The sequence below is a fragment of the Amycolatopsis sp. GM8 genome (genome assembly GCF_021653975.1).
Lineage (GTDB): Bacteria > Actinomycetota > Actinomycetes > Mycobacteriales > Pseudonocardiaceae > Amycolatopsis_E.
Map to the genome: position 1 here is coordinate 831,307 of NZ_JAJKFK010000002.1, position 17,310 is coordinate 848,616.

The 17,310-nt window shown below is 68.3% G+C and carries 17 protein-coding genes and 1 pseudogene; 8 read left to right on the forward strand and 10 right to left on the reverse strand.

What is annotated here, in order from left to right:
- Positions 1–305: 305 nt before the first annotated feature.
- The gene (locus tag LOZ83_RS11430; RefSeq protein ID WP_236790421.1) at positions 306–2,132 is read left to right on the forward strand and encodes a phosphoenolpyruvate carboxykinase (GTP); all 1,827 of its coding nucleotides are present in this window, start codon (positions 306–308) and stop codon (positions 2,130–2,132) included.
- Positions 2,133–2,186: 54 nt separating this feature from the next.
- Here LOZ83_RS11430 and LOZ83_RS11435 read toward each other — a convergent pair whose 3' ends face one another.
- The gene (locus LOZ83_RS11435) at positions 2,187–2,432 is read right to left on the reverse strand and encodes a helix-turn-helix domain-containing protein (protein WP_236790422.1); all 246 of its coding nucleotides are present in this window, start codon (positions 2,430–2,432) and stop codon (positions 2,187–2,189) included.
- Between the two features lie 82 nt (positions 2,433–2,514).
- Entirely contained in the window at positions 2,515–4,116 is a 1,602-nt protein-coding gene (locus LOZ83_RS11440; protein WP_236790423.1) for an alpha/beta hydrolase, read from the reverse strand.
- A gap of 155 nt (positions 4,117–4,271) precedes the next feature.
- On the opposite strand from LOZ83_RS11440, the gene LOZ83_RS11445 reads away from it, so the two are divergent.
- The 3 genes and pseudogenes from LOZ83_RS11445 (at position 4,272) to LOZ83_RS11455 (ending at position 6,548) form a co-directional block, all read left to right on the forward strand.
- Positions 4,272–4,496 (forward strand): DUF3311 domain-containing protein, encoded by a 225-nt coding sequence (locus LOZ83_RS11445; protein ID WP_236790424.1) that lies wholly within the window; start codon positions 4,272–4,274, stop codon positions 4,494–4,496.
- Positions 4,493–6,157, forward strand: coding sequence for a monocarboxylate uptake permease MctP (mctP, locus tag LOZ83_RS11450; protein ID WP_236790425.1), 1,665 nt, complete (start codon positions 4,493–4,495; stop codon positions 6,155–6,157). Before LOZ83_RS11445 ends, mctP begins: the two co-directional genes overlap by 4 nt.
- A 1-nt stretch (position 6,158) precedes the next feature.
- Positions 6,159–6,548, forward strand: a pseudogene (locus LOZ83_RS11455) (hypothetical protein).
- Between the two features lie 29 nt (positions 6,549–6,577).
- Here the strand turns inward: LOZ83_RS11455 and LOZ83_RS11460 are convergent.
- From LOZ83_RS11460 to LOZ83_RS11480, 5 genes are all read right to left on the reverse strand, one after another.
- Complete coding sequence (locus LOZ83_RS11460; protein ID WP_236790427.1) at positions 6,578–6,853, reverse strand: hypothetical protein; 276 nt, start codon at positions 6,851–6,853, stop codon at positions 6,578–6,580.
- A gap of 3 nt (positions 6,854–6,856) precedes the next feature.
- Positions 6,857–7,780, reverse strand: coding sequence for a bifunctional helix-turn-helix transcriptional regulator/GNAT family N-acetyltransferase (locus tag LOZ83_RS11465; RefSeq protein ID WP_236790429.1), 924 nt, complete (start codon positions 7,778–7,780; stop codon positions 6,857–6,859).
- 179 nt (positions 7,781–7,959) lie between these two features.
- Positions 7,960–8,109 carry a hypothetical protein gene (locus tag LOZ83_RS11470; protein ID WP_236790430.1) on the reverse strand — a complete coding sequence of 50 codons (150 nt, stop codon included), beginning with the start codon at positions 8,107–8,109 and terminating at the stop codon, positions 7,960–7,962.
- Positions 8,110–8,289: 180 nt separating this feature from the next.
- Positions 8,290–9,486: an ATP-binding protein gene (locus tag LOZ83_RS11475; protein ID WP_236790431.1), complete on the reverse strand. Its 1,197-nt coding sequence runs from the start codon at positions 9,484–9,486 to the stop codon at positions 8,290–8,292.
- Between the two features lie 120 nt (positions 9,487–9,606).
- The gene (locus LOZ83_RS11480) at positions 9,607–10,878 is read right to left on the reverse strand and encodes an acetyl-CoA C-acetyltransferase (protein ID WP_236790432.1); all 1,272 of its coding nucleotides are present in this window, start codon (positions 10,876–10,878) and stop codon (positions 9,607–9,609) included.
- A 54-nt stretch (positions 10,879–10,932) separates the two neighbouring features.
- Between LOZ83_RS11480 and LOZ83_RS11485 the strand changes: the two genes are divergently transcribed.
- The gene (locus tag LOZ83_RS11485; protein ID WP_236790433.1) at positions 10,933–12,276 is read left to right on the forward strand and encodes a 3-oxoacyl-ACP reductase; all 1,344 of its coding nucleotides are present in this window, start codon (positions 10,933–10,935) and stop codon (positions 12,274–12,276) included.
- On the forward strand, positions 12,276–13,136 hold the full coding sequence (locus tag LOZ83_RS11490; RefSeq protein WP_236790434.1) for a MaoC/PaaZ C-terminal domain-containing protein: 861 nt from the start codon (positions 12,276–12,278) through the stop codon (positions 13,134–13,136). Before LOZ83_RS11485 ends, LOZ83_RS11490 begins: the two co-directional genes overlap by 1 nt.
- On the opposite strand, the gene LOZ83_RS11495 is transcribed toward LOZ83_RS11490, so the two are convergent.
- A complete protein-coding gene (locus LOZ83_RS11495; protein WP_236790435.1) occupies positions 13,096–13,746 on the reverse strand; it encodes a TetR/AcrR family transcriptional regulator in 651 nt (216 codons plus the stop codon). The two genes, LOZ83_RS11490 and LOZ83_RS11495, sit on opposite strands and share 41 nt — an antisense overlap.
- 44 nt (positions 13,747–13,790) lie before the next feature.
- Between LOZ83_RS11495 and LOZ83_RS11500 the strand changes: the two genes are divergently transcribed.
- On the forward strand, positions 13,791–14,357 hold the full coding sequence (locus LOZ83_RS11500; RefSeq protein ID WP_236790436.1) for an SCP2 sterol-binding domain-containing protein: 567 nt from the start codon (positions 13,791–13,793) through the stop codon (positions 14,355–14,357).
- A 32-nt stretch (positions 14,358–14,389) separates the two neighbouring features.
- On the opposite strand, the gene LOZ83_RS11505 is transcribed toward LOZ83_RS11500, so the two are convergent.
- The gene (locus tag LOZ83_RS11505) at positions 14,390–14,818 is read right to left on the reverse strand and encodes an FxsA family protein (protein WP_236790438.1); all 429 of its coding nucleotides are present in this window, start codon (positions 14,816–14,818) and stop codon (positions 14,390–14,392) included.
- 98 nt (positions 14,819–14,916) lie between these two features.
- On the opposite strand from LOZ83_RS11505, the gene LOZ83_RS11510 reads away from it, so the two are divergent.
- Positions 14,917–16,686 (forward strand): NHL domain-containing thioredoxin family protein, encoded by a 1,770-nt coding sequence (locus LOZ83_RS11510; protein ID WP_236790441.1) that lies wholly within the window; start codon positions 14,917–14,919, stop codon positions 16,684–16,686.
- On the opposite strand, the gene LOZ83_RS11515 is transcribed toward LOZ83_RS11510, so the two are convergent.
- Complete coding sequence (locus LOZ83_RS11515) at positions 16,670–17,257, reverse strand: TetR/AcrR family transcriptional regulator (RefSeq protein WP_236790442.1); 588 nt, start codon at positions 17,255–17,257, stop codon at positions 16,670–16,672. The genes LOZ83_RS11510 and LOZ83_RS11515 overlap by 17 nt on opposite strands.
- Positions 17,258–17,310 lie beyond the last annotated feature (53 nt).

Sequence of the window (17,310 nt, forward strand, 5' to 3'; positions counted from 1 at the left end):
GCTTCCCGTACCGGGGAGCCGGTTTGTCGTTGTGCGGGTATCGGGGAGATCACGCGGTACTCGGAAATCCTTTTGCGCTAGGCCGGTTCAGCGATATCTGAATCGATTCCCTGATCGTTCTTGTGAGAGAACTGACAGCTCAGGGCTCGGTTACCCGCCGGTCCTACCGCTAATCTCAAGGAATCCCAATTTCCAGCACACCGGTCGCCAGCCGGTGTGCGAAGCCATTCGGTCGCCGGCGATGGAGCCCGCTTCCGGACAGCACGTCCGGTCGCGGGCTCCTCCCGTCGAAGTCAGGAGAAGGAATGACTGCAGTAGCCATCCCGGGACTGGACAAGGCGCCGACCTCGCACAGCGGGGTTCTCGCATGGGTGCGAGAGGTTGCCGAACTGACCACGCCCGATCGAGTGGTGTGGTGTGACGGCTCCGAGGACGAGGCCGCGCGGATCAATTCCGAACTCGTCGAAGCGGGCACTTTCCGCCCGCTGCAAGGGAAACCGAATTCGTTCTGGGCCGCTTCGGACCCCGGCGACGTGGCACGTGTCGAGGAGCGCACCTTCATCTGCTCCGAGCGCGAGGAAGACGCCGGGCCGACCAACAACTGGGTCCACCCGGACGAGATGAAAGCGACCATGACCGAGCTGTACCGGGGCAGCATGCGGGGTCGCACGATGTACGTGATCCCGTTCTGCATGGGCCCGCTCGGTGCGGACGACCCGAAGCTCGGCATCGAGATCACCGACTTCGCCTACGTCGTCGCGTCGATGCGCGTGATGACCCGGATGGGCACGGCGGCGCTGGAGAAGTTCGTCAACGCGGACGGCACCGAGCGCGAGTTCGTGCCGGCGCTGCACTCGGTCGGCCTGCCGCTGGCGCCGGGCGAGCAGGACGTGGCGTGGCCGTGCAACGAAACGAAGTACATCACGCACTTCCCGGAGACCCGGACGATCTGGAGCTACGGCTCGGGCTACGGCGGGAACTCCTTGCTGGGCAAGAAGTGCTACTCGCTGCGGATCGGGTCGGTGCTCGCCCGCGACGAGGGCTGGCTCGCCGAGCACATGCTGATCCTGAAGCTGATCTCGCCCGAGGACAAGGCGTACTACATCGCCGCCGCGTTCCCGAGCGCGTGCGGCAAGACGAACCTCGCGATGCTGCAGCCGACCGTTCCCGGCTGGCGCGCCGAGACCATCGGTGACGACATCGCGTGGATGCGCTTCGGCCCGGACGGCCGGCTGTACGCCGTCAACCCCGAGTTCGGCCTCTTCGGCGTCGCGCCCGGCACCGGCGTGAAGACCAACCCGGTCGCAATGAAGACCATCGAAAAGGGCAACACGGTTTTCACCAACGTCGCGCTGACCGACGACGGCGACATCTGGTGGGAGGGCATGACCGAGGAGCCGCCCGCGCACCTGACCGACTGGAAGGGCGCCGACTGGACGCCGGCGTCCGACGTGCCCGCCGCGCACCCGAACTCGCGGTTCTGCACGCCGATCTCGCAGGTGCCGACGCTGGCGCCGGAGTGGGACGACCCGCAGGGCGTGCCGATCTCGGCGATCCTGTTCGGTGGCCGCCGCAAGACCACGATCCCGCTGGTCACCGAGGCCCGCGACTGGCAGCACGGCGTGTTCATGGGCGCCACGATGTCGTCGGAGAAGACCGCGGCCGCGGCCGGCAAGGTCGGCGAGGTGCGCCGCGACCCGATGGCGATGCTGCCGTTCCTCGGCTACCACGCCGGTGACTACTTCAAGCACTGGATCGAGCTGGGCAAGTCGGCGGACGGCACCAAGCTGCCGAAGATCTTCTACGTCAACTGGTTCCGCCGCGGCGAGGACAAGCGCTTCCTGTGGCCCGGGTTCGGCGAGAACTCGCGCGTGCTCAAGTGGGTCGTCGAGCGCATCGAGGGCAAGGCCAATGCGGTCGAGACCCCGATCGGTTACGTGCCGCGCGCCGAGGACCTCGACACCGAGGGGCTGAAGGAGCCGCTGGCCGACATCCAGGCGGCGCTCGACGTGAAGGCGGACGAGTGGCGCGAGGAGCTCCCGCTCATCGAGGAGTGGTTCGACAAGATCGGCGACCGGGTCCCGTCGAACCTGCGGGACGAGCTGGCGCAGCTGCGCGACCGCCTCGGCTGACCCCGGAAAACGAAAACAGCCGGCCTTCTCTCGGGAAGGCCGGCTGTTTTTCGTTCAGCCTGTGGGTACCGCGCCGCGTAAGGCTTCCAGTGGCAGCCCGACCGCGTCGGCAAGGGCGACGACCGTGAAGAAGGCCGGCGTCGGGATGCGGCCGGTCTCGATCTTGCGCAGGGTTTCCACCGAGATTCCGGCCTCGGCGGCCACCTCGACCATGCTGCGCGTACCGCGAGCTTCCCGGAGGACGGCACCCAGCCGCTCGCCGCGTTCGCGTTCGGCTTCGGTCAGCGGTACTCGCACCATGAGGTCAGTCTATCCGCAGTAGTTGCCCACAACCTGTGGACAACTCTGTGCACAGGTTGTGGGCAACATCCGAAACCGATGATCAGGCGCCTGGCGGCACCGGGAGCGGCATGCCGGGGATGCTTTCGTCGTCCGGCACGACGCCGTCGACGAGGTAGCTCTCCACAACCTTGTCCACCGCCGCGTTCCCGCCGGCGTAGATCCCGTGATCGCCCTCGCCGGTCACGGTGATCATCCGCGAACCCTTGAACGCCTGGTGCGCGCGCTGTGCGCCTTCGATCGGCGTCGCCGGGTCGTGCGTGGCCTGGACCATCAGCACCGGCGGCACGCCACGGCCGTCGAGCACCGGCAGCGGTTCCGGCTGGTTCTTCCAGAAGATGCACGGCTGCACCAGCCAGCCCCAGCCCAGCAGCGGGTACTGCGGGCCGAGCTGGGCCGACTGCCGGATGGCGGTCGACCGGTTACCGGTCCACGGGCCCTCGTTGCACGGGATCGTCCAGAAGCTCGCGTCGTACGCGTCGTCGTAGTCGGTCGGCACGACCAGCGGCTGCGGGCCGAGCGCCTTCTCGTCGGCGTTGGAGGCCTTGACCTTCTGCTTCGCCGCGACCTCCTGGTCGGCGGGCGCGGTGTTCTGGGTCAGCGTCCGCACGTTGACCAGATAGTCGGCGAGCGCCGGGAAGGAACGCTTGCTGTAGAGCTCCGACGCGATGAACGAGTCGAGCTCGTTCGCCGACAGCGGGGCACCGTCCACGTCGACCGGCTGCTTCGCCAGCGCGGCACGGACCGCTTCGTACGTCTGCCGGGCGGCGTCACCGGTGGTGCCGAAGTGGTACAGCTTGTCGTACTGCGCCAGCCACGGCAGGAAGTCCTCGCGCCAGCGGCGCTCGAAGCCCAGCGGCTGCCAGTCGAACGACTTCTGCCAGGTGGTGGTGAACTCCGTGTTCGAGTCGAGCACGAAGCGCCCGGTGCGGTTCGGGAAGGCCTGCGCGTAGTGCGCGCCCAGCCAGGTGCCCGCCGAGTAGCCGACCCAGTTCACCTTGTCCCGCCCCAGCAGCACCCGCAGCAGGTCGAGGTCGTGCACCGTCTGGTCGGTGTTGATCAGCGGCCCGAGCTCGCCCGACTTCACCTGGCACGAGTTGGCCGCGTACTTCGTCGCGTCCAGGATCAGGTTGAGGTTGCCGCGGCTGCGGTCGCGCGGGTCGAGCGTGTTGCCGGTGCCGATCGCGCCACCGCACGTGATGTTCGTGCTCTTGCCGGTGCCGCGCACGTCGAACCCGACGATCTCCTGGTGCTCGCGCAGCTTCGCCTGGTTACGCAGGCGGGCCGGGAAGATCCGGCCGGGCGCGCCGGGACCGCCGGGGTTGACGAGCACGCTCGCGGTCGCGTCACTGGTCGCCTTCAGCCGGCTGACCGCGATGGTCAGGTCGATGTTGTCGCCGGTGCGGTACCAGTCGCGCGGGGTCTGGTAGGTGGCGCACTCGATGCCCTCCGCGCCGGCCGGCGGGGTCTGCCCCGACAGCTCGTCCGTGCTGCAGGTGTGCCAGTTCAGCACCTGGCTCGTGTACTTGCCCGGAATGGCGGTGCTGTTCAGCGGCCCGGCCGGGGCCGCGCCGGCCACGGTGACGCCCGCCAGCAGCGTGCCGGCCAGTACCGGGATCACCACTGCAGCGCGTATCGACCTCATACTCTCCCTCTCGTCCCTCGACGAACGCCGATCGGTCGCACATTGATATCTGGCGGGCGTGCTCGCGGCAACCCGCCTTCGTCGGTCCTTCACTGTCCGAATCGATACCTGGGACATGGGTGACGGCGCACCCCGCAGGACTTAAGGTGCAGACCATGTCTGGCAAAGCCGCTGGGTTGAGGTTCAGCCCCTGGAACCTGTTCCTGCTGATCCCCTTGTTGATGTTGGTCACGCCGTGGTTCAACTTCGACAAGCCGAGGTTTCTCGGACTGCCGTTCTTCTACTGGTTCCAGTTCGCCTTCGTGTTCATCGGGGTGGCGTCGGTCGCGGTGGTCTACGTGATGACGAAAGGCAAGTCGGACAAGGAGAATCAGCGATGACGCCGGGTGGCGGTCTGCAGTGGACCGAGCTGTCGATCTTCGTGGTGCTGTTCCTGCTGGTGACGGTGCTCGGTTTCCTCGCGGCACGCTGGAAGGCGGCCGCGTCGCTGGACCACCTGGACGAGTGGGGGCTGGGCGGCCGCAGGTTCGGGGCGTGGGTCACCTGGTTCCTCGTCGGCGGTGACCTCTACACCGCGTACACGTTCGTCGCCGTGCCCGCGCTGGTCTTCGGTGCGGGGGCACTCGGCTTCTACGCGCTGCCGTACACGGTGATCCTCTATCCCATCGTGTTCCTGCCGGCGCTGCGGATGTGGTCGGTTTCGCGCTCGCACGGCTACGTGACCCCGGCGGACTTCGTGCGCGGCCGGTTCGGTTCGCCGACGCTCGCGCTGCTGATCGCGATCACCGGCATCGTCGCGACCATGCCGTACATCGCGCTGCAGCTGGCCGGGCTCGAAGCGGTGCTGCGCACGATGGGGCTCAACGGTTCCGGCATCGTCGGGCACCTGCCGCTGCTGATCGCGTTCATCATCCTGGCGCTCTACACCTACCAGTCGGGGCTGCGCGCGCCGGCGCTGATCGCGTTCGTCAAGGACGGGCTGATCTACCTGGTCATCCTGGTCGCCGTGTTCTACCTGCCCGCGAAGCTCGGCGGCTGGTCGCACATCTTCGACATGTCCGCCGCGAAACTGGCCCAGCCCAACCCGAAGACCGGCAAGCCCGCCGGGTCGACGCTGCTGACCGGGACGAACCAGCTGCAGTACGTCACGCTGGCGCTCGGCTCGGCGCTCGCGTTGTTCCTGTACCCGCACTCGCTGACCGGCGTGCTGGCCTCGCGGGGGCGGTCGGTGATCAAGCGGAACATGATGGCGTTGCCGGCGTACTCGTTCCTGCTGGGATTGCTGGCGCTGCTGGGTTATGTCGCGATCGCGGCCGGTGTCAAGCCGATCACCAACGCGGCCACCGGCAACCCCGACTCCAACACCGTGGTGCCGGTGCTGTTCGACATCCAGTTCCCGTCGTGGTTCGCGGGCATCGCGTTCGCGGCGATCGGGATCGGCGCGCTCGTGCCGGCGGCGATCATGTCGATCGCGGCCGCGAACCTGTGGACCCGCAACATCTACAAGGAGTATCTGAGGCGGGGCGCGACCCCGAAACAGGAGGCCACGCAGGCGAAGATCGCTTCGCTGGTGGTGAAGTTCGGGGCGGTGGCGTTCATCCTGTTCATCGACCCGCAGTTCTCCATCGACCTGCAGCTGATCGGCGGCGTGCTGATCCTGCAGACGCTGCCGGCGGTGGCGATCTCGTTGTACACCCGGTGGCTGCACCGCTGGGGCCTGATCGCGGGCTGGATCGTCGGCATGGGCTGGGGCCTGATCATGTTGTACAACATTCCCAACCCGAGCACCGGCCGCGCGCACTTCGGGACGTCCTCGATGCCGCTGTCCACGCTGTCGATTTTCGGCTGGCACCCGTTCCCCGGGGTGGCGACCCAGATCTACCCTGGTTTCGTCGCGCTGGTGGCGAACCTCGTGATCGCCGTGATCGTCACGGTCATCGCGCGGTCGATGAAGGTGTTCAACGGTGTGGATGAAACCGACGGCACCGACTACCACGCCGACGAGCACGACAAGGATCTCCGCCCGATCGGAGTGCACTGACGTGGTTGAGGTAAGCCGTTTCCCGGTGGTGGAGCTCGACGAGCTGCCCGATGATCTCCGCGACCGGGTCGGCGCGATCGCGGAGAAGTCCGGGTTCGTGCCGAACATCTTCCGGGCGCTCGGCCACCGCCCGGCGGAGCTGCGCGCGTTCCTCGACTACCACGATGCGTTGATGGAACGGGAAAACGGCCTGAGCAAAGCGGAGCGGGAGCTGGTCGACCGGGTGTAGAGCAACCCGTGGCAGGCCGAGCCGGACGAGCGCGCGCGGGCCATGGTCGAGCTTTCCCTTGCGCTGGCCCAGAATTCGCGTCTGTTCGGGGAGGCGCAGCTCGGCGCGATCACCGCGTTGTTCGCGATGTCGAACCGGCTCGCGCATTTCACCGCGCTGTAGCCGAATCCGGAGTTCTTCGCGATGGGCCGTCAGAAGCGGTAGAAATGGGTCGGCAGGTTGTGGTCGAACAGCCGTGACCACCAGTGCCGCTGGTGCCGGACCAGCCGGGTCCAGCGCGAGGGTTGCCAGACCCGCGGGTCCTCCCGCGGCGTGAACGCCTCTCCCGTCAGCAGCACGGCCGGGTGCCCGCGCGGGCAGGTCCCGGACACGGAGATGATGCCCGGCGCGAGGTTGTAGACGTACTCGACTTCGTCGACGCCCAGCAGGGACCGGCTGTCACAGGTCGGGCAGTGCACCACGAACATCGGTCACCACTCCAGCCGCCACGTCTCGCCGACCAGGTCCGCGCCGAAGCTGTGGTGCGGTTCGCTTTCGACGAGTTCGAAGCCGGTCTTCGCGTAGATCGACCGCGCGGCGACCAGCACGCTGTTCGTCCACAGTTCCATCGCCCGGTAGCCGTGGGCCTTGGCGAACGCGACGCATTCGGCGACGAGCCGGTGGCCGAGGCCGTGCCCGCGGGCGCTCGGTTCGACGAGCAGCAACCGCAGTTTCGCCGTCTGCTCGTCGGAGCCACGGACGCAGAACACGCAGCCCGCGCGCTCACCGTCGAGTTCGGCGATCCACACCGCTTCGCGCGCGGAGTCCTGGTTTTCGACGTAGCCGGCGACGATGCGTGCGACGAGCGCTTCGTAGGTCGCGTCCCAGCCGTACTCCTGCGCGTAGATCGCGCCGTTGCGCTGCACGACCCAGCCGAAATCGCCGGGCCGCGGCGGGCGCAGCACGATCGTGCGGTCGCCGGGCCGGTCACCGACGAGCGTCGTGATCGCCTGCATCGAGCTGAGCAGGCGATGCTGATCCTCGTCGGTGAACCGGCCGAGCAGCTGTCCGATCTGGTCGATCGTGCGCTGTTCGAGCGAATGCTGCGCGGTGCGGCCGGCGTCGGTGAGGCGGATGATCTGGCGCCGCGCGTCGGTGCCGGACCGTTCGCGCGTGAGCAGACCGCGGGCTTCGAGCTTGCTGAGCAGGCGGCTCGCGTAGCCGGCGTCCATTCCGAGCCGGCGCCGCAGGTCGGTCACCTCGGTGACGTCCTGTTGTTCGAGCTCGTAGAGGACCCGGGCCTCGCTGAGGGAGTAGTCGGTGCCGACGAGTCCTTCGTCGAGGACACCGATCACCCCGGTGTAGAGCCGGTTGAATGCGCGGACGCGGGCGACGCGGTCCAGAAGGTCGTTCATTGCCCACCTCAACTACTTCGTTGACTTAGTCAAAAGAGTAGCGGGCCGGGCAAGCCCCGGGCAATGGAAAACCCCGCGATGCTGCCAGGTCGGGGGTCCGCCAGCATCACGGGGTCATATGGGGTATCGCCGCCTCTGGAGGTAGCGTTACACCCTGGATCTTATGTGGTTCGGATCACTCAGCGCATGTGGACCTTGTGAGCCTGCGCGATCGCGATCAGTTCCTGCCGCACGGTGTGGCTGGCGGCGGTGTCGATGGCCCGGTTCACCGCGCGACGGGTACGAGACTCCGCGCGGCGGGCCCGAAGCTTCGCGGCGATGTTGTTCATCGGTTTCGCATCTCCTCGGATGTCTTGGTGGCTGTACCACCAGTATGCACCTTTTTTCACAAGAATGCCAACGATCGTCCGGTGATATGGCGCACCCGCCGATGAATCATCGGAATCGAAGCCATATTGCAGACGATCTTGATATCTAGCCAAGAAGCTAGAATGTTGTAGAAAGCCCGATCAATCGTCGGCGCGGCCGAGCAGGTAGTGCCCGAAATGCGGCACGGTGAACGTGATGAGCCCGCGCTCGGCCGAGTACACCAAGCCCTTCTTCATCAGGCTGTCGCGTGCCGGCGACAGCGACGAGGGCTTCCGGCCCAGGTAGACCGCGATGTCCGAGGTGCCGGCGCCTTCGTCGCGGCCCTGGGTCAGCTCCGCCATCGCGCGCAGGTACTCCCGCTCGGCCGGGGTCGCCCGCTCGTACCGCGAGCCGAAGAAGCCGACGGCCAGCTCCTGCTCGGCCTCCGGCGCCGCGACCTGCACATCCTGCATGGTGATCGGGTCGGCCGGCGCGGCGTCCCAGGCGGCCTTCGCGTAGGCCTGGATGAAGTACGGGTAGCCGCCGGACGCGTCGAACAACGCGTCGAGTGCCTCCGGTTCGATGTCCGCTTCCTCGCGCGCGATGGGCGCGAGCACCGCGCGGTCGGCGTCGGTGCGATCCAGCCGGTCGATCCGCGCGTACCGGAACAGCCGCTCGGAGTAGGACTTCGAGGCGGACAGCACGGCCGGCACATGGGGCAACCCCGCGCCGACGACGACCAGTGGCGCGCCGGACTGCGAAAGCTCGTGGCACGCGGCGCACAGCGCGGAGACGTCCGGCGCTTTCAGGTCCTGCATCTCGTCGATGAGGATCACGGCGCCGGTGCCGACGTCCGCGGCCAGCTCGGCGACGTCGGTGAACAGCTCGACGAGATCGATCTCGATGTCGCCCGAGTCGGCGCGGCCCTGTGCGGCGGGCACGTCGATGCCCGGCTGCCATCGGTCGCGCAGCTTCGCGTCGGGCTTGTTCGCCTTGAGTGCGAACGCTTTCAGCACACCGAGGACCTCTTCGACGCGGTCCGGGGCGCGATGCCGGACCGCCAGGTCGCGGATCGCGCGGTGCAGCGCCGCCGACAGCGGGCGCCGGAGCTCGGCGTCCGGGCGCGCCTCGATCTTGCCGGCGCCCCAGCCGTGTTTGACGGCCATCGACCGCAGCTCGCCGAGCAGCACCGTCTTGCCGACCCCGCGCAGCCCGGTCAGGATCAGGCTCCGCTCCGGCCTCCCCTTCGCGACCCGTTGCAGCACCACCTCGAACGCGTGCAGCTCGCGTTCCCGGCCGGCCAGCTCGGGCGGCCGCTGCCCGGCACCGGGTGCGAACGGGTTGCGGACGGGATCCATTCGTAGGACGGTATCGAGCTTTCTAGGGCTGACCGGATATTTGCCGAGATAGCGCTATCGGCGTGTCGCTACCGCTTTCTAGTCATGTCTAGGTCTCGCCCAATAAAGATGTAGAAGGCGCTACTTCTCCAGGATCGCGGTGACGCCCTGGCCACCGGCGGCACAGATCGAGATCAGGCCACGCCCGGAACCCTTCTCGTGCAGGAGTTTCGCGAGCGTGGCCACGATCCGGCCGCCGGTGGCGGCGAACGGGTGCCCCGCGGCGAGCGACGAGCCGTTGACGTTGAGCTTCGACCGGTCGATCGACCCCAGCGGTTCGTCCAGCCCCAGCTTCTCCTTCGCGAAACCCGGGTCCTCCCAGGCCTTCAGGGTGGCCAGCACCTGCGAGGCGAAAGCCTCGTGGATCTCGTAGAAGTCGAAGTCCTGCAACGAAAGTCCGGCCTGCGCGAGCATCCGCGGCACCGCGTACGCGGGTGCCATCAGCAGGCCCTCGCCGCCGTGCACGTAGTCGACGGCGCCGGTCTGCGAGAACGTCAGATACGCCTGAACCGGCAGCCTGTGCGCCTTCGCCCACTCCTCGCTCGCCAGCAGCACGGTGGACGCGCCGTCGGTCAGCGGGGTCGAGTTGCCCGCCGTCATCGTGCCGTCCTTGCCGCCGAACACGGGCTGGAGCCGGCCGAGCTTCTCGGCCGTCGAGTCCGGGCGCAGGTTCTGGTCGCGGGCCAGCTTGAGGAACGGCGTGATCAGGTCGTCGAAGAAACCATGGTCGTACGCGGCGGCGAGCCGCTGGTGACTCGTCGCGGCCAGTTCGTCCTGTGCCTCGCGCGAGATGTCCCATTCCTTCGCGGTCAGCGCGGCGTGCTCGCCCATCGAAAGGCCGGTGCGCGGCTCGGCGTTGCGCGGGATCTCCGGCACGATCTGGCCGGGGCGGAGCTTCGTGAGCAGCCGCAACCGCTCGCCGACCGACTTGGCCGAGTTGAGCCGCACCAGGATCCGCCGCAGGTCGTCGTTCACCGCGAGCGGCGCGTCGGACGTCGTGTCGACGCCGCCCGCGATGGCCGAGTCGAGCTGGCCGAGCGCGATCTTGTTGCCCACGTTGATGATCGCCTGCAGCCCGGTGCCGCAGGCCATCTGCACGTCCGAAGCCGGAGTTTCCGGCGCGAGCCTGCTGCCGAGCACGACCTCGCGCGCGAGGTTGAAGTCGCGGGCATGCTTGAGCACGGCACCGGCGGCGACCTCGCCGATCCGCTCCCCCTGCAGGGAGAACCGGCTGACCAGCCCGTCCACCGCGGCGGTGAGCATGTCCTGGTTCGAGGCCTGGGCGTACGGGCCGTTCGAGCGCGCGAACGGGATCCGGTTGCCACCGAGAATCGCGACCTTGCGGGCTTCCATGGTCGCCAGTGTAACCTACTGACGAGTAGGTTGCGCGCGAGCAAGGAGGGCCTGATGGCTGACCGCTATCAGCAGTTCACCAAGACCCCGGTCGGGAAGTTCCTGGTGCCCAAGCTGGGCCTGCCCAACCCGGTCACGTTGCGCCGCCACCGGCCCGGCCAGCCACCGCTCGAGGGTCCCGCGCTCCTCGGCGCGGCGCACGGCGGACGGCTCGCGAAGACAGTGCAGGCGCAGCTGGCCGACGCCGGTATCGCCGTGCTGACCGAACCCGCCGCAGACCAGCGCTACGGCGCGCTCGTGTTCGACGCCACGGGCATCACCGACCCGAAACAACTGCGCGAGCTGCACCAGTTCTTCCACCCGGTGATCCGCAAGGTCGGCACGTGCGGCCGCGTCGTCGTGCTCGGCACCCCGCCGGAGCTGGCCGAGGGCCGTGAGCGGATCGCGCAGCGAGCGCTCGAAGGGTTCGTGCGCTCGGTCGGCAAGGAGCTGAAGCGCGGCGCGACGGCGCACCTCGTCTACGTCGCGAACGGCGCCGAGGACGCGGCGGAGTCGACACTGCGATTCGTGTTGTCGGCCAAGTCCGCGTTCGTCGACGCGCAGGTCATTCGCGTTGGTACCCAGGGCATTCCGGCCGCGCCAGCGCCGGACAGCTGGGAAAAGCCGTTGGCGGGCAAGGTCGCGCTGGTCACCGGCGCCTCACGCGGGATCGGCGCGGCGATCGCCGAGGTGTTCGCGCGCGACGGCGCGCACGTGGTCGCCCTGGACATTCCCGCGCAGGGCGCGGATCTGTCGCGGGTGGCGAACGATATTGGCGGTACGGCACTGCAACTCGACATCACCGCCGCCGACGCGCCACGGAAACTCGCCGCGTACCTCAAGGAGCGGCACGACGGCGTCGACATCGTCGTGCACAACGCCGGTATCACCCGCGACAAGACGCTGGGCAACCTCACCGAAAGCGGTTGGGACGCCGTGCTGACCGTGAACCTGGCCGCGCAGCTCGCGATCAACGACCAGCTCCTCGCGGACGAGGTGTTGCGCCGCAACGGCCGCATCATCGGGGTGTCGTCGATCGCCGGGATCGCGGGCAACGTCGGCCAGACCAACTACGGCACCAGCAAGGCGGGCGTGATCGGGATGGTCGACGAGGGCGCGCCGCGGCTGGCCGAGTACGGCGGCACGATCAACGCCGTGGCGCCCGGTTTCATCGAGACCAAGATGACCGCGGCGGTGCCGCTGTTGATCCGCGAGGCCGGGCGGCGGTTGTCCAGCCTCGGCCAGGGCGGGCTGCCGGTCGATGTCGCGGAAACCATTGCCTGGTATGCGAATCCGGCGTCGGCCGCGGTCAACGGCAATGTCGTCCGGGTGTGCGGCCAAGCGCTGCTGGGGGCGTGATGACGACGAAGGAGCTACGTTCCGCGCCCCGGCTCGCGCCCTTGTACGCCAAGGCGATCCTGCCCTCGCGTGGCGGCGAAACCTTGCCGGACACCGAATACTTCCGTCAGGGCATCGAGATCGAGCCGGCGCACCTGGCCGCGTACAACCAGGTCTGCGGGTTCCGGTTGCACGACGAGCTGCCCGCGACGTATCCCCACATGCTGGCGTTTCCGCTGCAGATGGCGCTGATGACCCAGCCGGAGTTCCCGTTCCCGTTGCTGGGCATGGTGCACATCGCGAACCGGATCACGCAGCACCGGCCTGTCCGGCTCGGCGAGACCGTGTCGATGCGCGTGCGCGCGGAGAACCTGCGCCCGCACGAGAAGGGCCGCCAGTTCGACGTGCTCAGCGAACTGTCCACTGAGGACGGTGTGGTCTGGAGTGAGGTCAGCACCTACCTTCGGCGCGGTGGCGGCGAAGGATCTTCGCAGACCAAGCAGCTCGCCGCGCCGTCGCCGAACGCGATCTGGCGCGTGCCCGGCGACATCGGCCGGCGGTACGCGGAGGTCTCCGGCGACCGCAACCCGATTCACCTGCACCCGGTGACCGCGAAGCTGTTCGGCTTCCCCACGGCGATCGCGCACGGCATGTGGACCAAGGCGCGCACCCTCGCGGCGTTCGAGGGCCGGTTGCCCGGCGCCTACACCGTCGACGTGCGCTTCAAGCTTCCCGTGCTGCTACCGGCGAAAGTGGCCTTCACGTCATGGGAAACGAGCGACGGCTGGGCTTTCGAGCTGTGGAACGCGAAGAAACCCAGGCCGCACTTGGAAGGCACGATCAGCTCGGCTGCCACACCTGACCCTCGAGCAGGTCGTTGAACCCCAGCCACACCAGGTTCATCAGCCACGACGCGAGTACCCCGTCGGACACGTCGGAATGATCGAGCCACCAGTCGGCCAGTGACTCCGCGGCGCCGACGAGCGAAACGGCCAGCGCCGGCCCGGAGAACTCCGCGACCGGACCGAGCCCCTTCTTGGTGCCGGCGGTGACCACGAGCGCCGAGACCATGTCGATCGCCTTGGTGCGCAGCAGGTTGATCTCACCCGCGAACTGGCCACCGACGGTGAGCGCCTGACGGTGCAGCACCGTCCACGAGTCACGGTACTCGGCGACGAAGCGGTAGAACGCGCGCAGCCCGTGCCACAGCTGCATGTCCGGCGGCAGTTCCGAGCGCACCCCCACCCGCACGGCTTCGAGCAGGCGTGCCGCCTCCCGCCGGATGCACTTGGCGAACAGGTCCTCCTTGGCGCCCAGGTAGGAGTAGATCATCGGCTTGGAGACGCCCGCGACGTCGGAGATTTCGTCCATCGACGCCGAGTGGTAGCCGTGCTGGGAGAACACTTCGACGGCGGCGTCGAGGATCTGCCGTTCGCGGACGGCTCTCGGCAGGCGCCGCGACCGGGGTGGGGACTTGACTTCGTCGGTCACACTGAGACGCTACATGCTCCGGTTCGCGCCGGTATGATCAATTGATGTGTTCGGATGTCATTGACGCATTCGCCCGCCGGGTCGACCTGGCGAAGCTGAGTGCCGCGCAGTTCATCCGGCTGCTGGAAACGCTGCATATGCTCGGCATCGCCGGGGCCGGTGTGGAGATGCGCGGAATGTCCACCGAAACACTGGTCGACGTGGTGCGGCGGGCGTCGAAGGAGCAGTTGCGGGCCGTCGCGCACCATCCGGAACTACGCCGTTTGTTCCTCGAGGAAATATTCCGGCGGATGTCGGATCATTTCCTGCCGGAAAAGGCCAAGTATTCGTCCATAGTTGTCAACTGGCGATTCTCCGGCGGTGAAGGCGACGGTTTCGACCGGTTCCAGACGGTGATCGAGGACGGCACCTGCCGGTCCGGCACCGACCTGGGCCGCGAGCCGGTCACCACCATCACGGTGGCGGCCGACGACTTCTTCCGCGTCGCGACCGGGAACGCCGCCGCGGCGACGATGCTGGTGACCGGCCGGATCCGGGTGAAGGGCGAGTACGCGCCCGCCGTGCGGTTCCAGGGATATTTTGATTTACCGCGGCGCGAAGCGCCTCGATGAGGGGTGGTGGTCGGGCGAGGGGCTGGCGTTGACTAGCGGCCCTCGATGACCGGATGCGCCCGGTCGTCCGGCACGACCTCGCTGTCGACCACGATGACGCGTCCGGCCGACGGCATCCGCTTCTCGGCGCGACGCAGCCAGGCTCGGCGGAGCACACCGCGTGACGGCGGCAGGAGCAGCAGCAGACCGGCGATGTCACTGAGGAAACCGGGCACCAGGATCAGCAGCCCGCCGAACCCGACGAGCATCCCGTCGGTGACCTCGGCCTCCGGCGAACGCCCCGCGCGGGCGGCGGTCATGAACGCGCGGGCGGCACGGGCGCCTTCGCGCCGCGCGAGCCACGACCCGAGCATCGCCCCGGCCAGCAGCAATCCCAAAGTGGGGAGGACTCCGACAACCGAGCTCACCGCCCAGACGGCGGCCACCTCGGCAACCACATAGAGCAGGAACAAAGCAGCCATACTCACTCAACGCGCGAGCCGCGCGGTTTGCTCCCCGTGGAGTTCCATCTGGCGGGCGCGGGGAACAAGACGACGAGAAGCGCTGGTTGACTCCTCACGTGACCTCCGTGCAATCCCGCGTCCGCGCGCCCGAGCTGTCCGGCGACGTGTGGCTCAACACCGGTGGCAGACAGCTGCGGCTCGCCGAGCTGCGCGGCAAGATCGTGCTGCTGGACTTCTGGACCTCGGGTTGCATCAACTGCCTGCACGTACTCGACGAACTGCGGCCGCTGGAGGAGGAGTTCGCCGACGTCCTCGTGACGATCGGGGTGCACTCGCCGAAGTTCCTGCACGAGGGTGAGGCCGCGGCGATCGAAGCCGCCGTGCGCCGGTACGCGGTGCACCATCCCGTCCTCAACGACCCGGAGATGCGCACCTGGTCCCAGTACGCGGTGAAGGCCTGGCCGACGCTGGTGATCGTCGACCCGGCGGGCTACGTCGTGCACACCGCCGCCGGTGAGGGGCATGCCGAGGCGTTGCGCCGGGTGATCGCCGCGCTGGTCGCCAAGCACGAAGCCGCCGGCACGCTCCGCCGCGGCGGCAGCCTGTACGTGCCGATCGAGGACGATCCGCACGAGCTCGCGTTCCCGAGCAAGGCGGTCACCACGGCCGAGGGCCGCATCCTGGTCGCCGACACCGCGCATCACTCCATCGTCGAGTTTGCCGCCGATGGGGAGACCGTCCTCCGCCGGCTCGGCGGCGGCGAGCAGCCCTCCGGTCTGACCCTGCTGCCCGACGCGGTGGCCGACCAGGTCGGCTACCACCTGGTCGTCGCCGATACCGCTGGACACCTGTTGCGCGGCATCAACCTCACCACCGGCGAAGTGTCCACTGTGGCCGGTACCGGCGACCAATGGCGCAACGGCGAAACCGACGGCCCCGCAAGGGAAATCGACCTCACCAGCCCGTGGGACGTGGCGTGGTGGGAGTCCGCCGGCGGGGTCGTGGTCGCGATGGCCGGCAACCACACGCTGGACCTGTTCGACCCGGTCAAGGGCACGATCTCGCGCTACGCGGGCACGACCGTCGAAGGTCTTCGCGACGGCCCGCTCGCCGAGGCGTTCTTCGCGCAGACCTCCGGCCTTGCGGTGCAAGAAAACCGGCTCTGGCTGGCCGACGCCGAGTCTTCGGCGCTCCGCTGGATCGAGGACGGCGAGGTGCATACCGCCGTCGGCACCGGCCTGTTCTCCTTCGGCCACCGCGACGGCGACGCCGACGACGCGTTGCTGCAGCATCCGCTCGGGGTCGCGGCGTTGCCCGACGGCACGATCGCCGTCGCCGACACCTACAACGGTGCGATCCGCCGCTACGACCCGCGAACTCGCGAGGTCGCGACCATCGCCGACGGGCTGGCCGAGCCGTCCGGGCTGCTCGTCGCCGATGACACGCTGCTCGTGGTCGAGTCGGCCGCGCACCGGTTGCGCACGCTGCCGCTGACCGGCGAGACCGCCCGGCAGACCGGTGCCGCACAGGCCGTTCGCCGCCCGCCGAGCGTGCTCGCGCCGGGCGAGGTGGAGCTGTCCGTGGTGTTCACGCCGCCGCCGGGCGAAAAGCTCGACGACCGGTTCGGCCCGTCGACGCGACTGGAGATCACCGCCGCACCACCGGAACTGCTGGTCAACGGCGGCGGCATCGGCACCGACCTGACCCGCCGGATCACGCTGGCCGGCGGGCACGCCGAGGGTGTGCTGCAGGTCATCGCGCAGGCGGCCAGCTGCGATTCCGGTGCCGAGCATCCGGTCTGCCGGGTTACCCGCCAGGACTGGGGCGTGCCGATCCGGTTCGCCGAAGACGGCCCGGCCTGGCTCCAGCTCATTCTGGCGGGGTGAATCCCCGCTCCAGCACATCCATCGCCTGGTGCAGCAACGTCACCAGGCTCGGATTCCGGCCGGGCTGCCAGGACGTGATCGCGGCCCGGTTGGCGGCGAACCCGGCCGCCGCCGTGGTGCGCACGTAGATGTCGTCCGGCGGCAGCCCGGTGCGCTCCGCGATGCCGTGCAGCAGGGCTTCCTCGAAGGCCTTGTTGGTGTGCGCCATCTTGACCGTCAGCTCGGGATGTTCGCGCAGGAGCAGCATGCGCGCGCGGAACAACTCGCTCCCGGAGACCTCGGCGAACCGCTCGGCGAGCACGGCCCGCAGCGCGGTGAGCGGCATTTCGTCGGCGGGCCGGTCGATGATCCGCTGCCGCACGGCCGGACCGACGATCTCGATCGCGAGCATCGCCTCGTCCTTGGTCTCGAAGTAGTTGAAGAACGTCCGCGGCGAGACACCGGCTTTCGCGCAGATGTCCTCGACGGTGACCGCGTTCGGCCCCTTCTCCCGAGCCAGCGTGATCGCCGCGTGGCGCAGCGCTTCGCGCGTCGCTTCCTTCTTCCGCTCACGGAGCCCCGGTTCCGTCACATAAATTACAGTACTGCATTTTTGCAGGGGCTGCAAAAAGTGATACCTTAGTA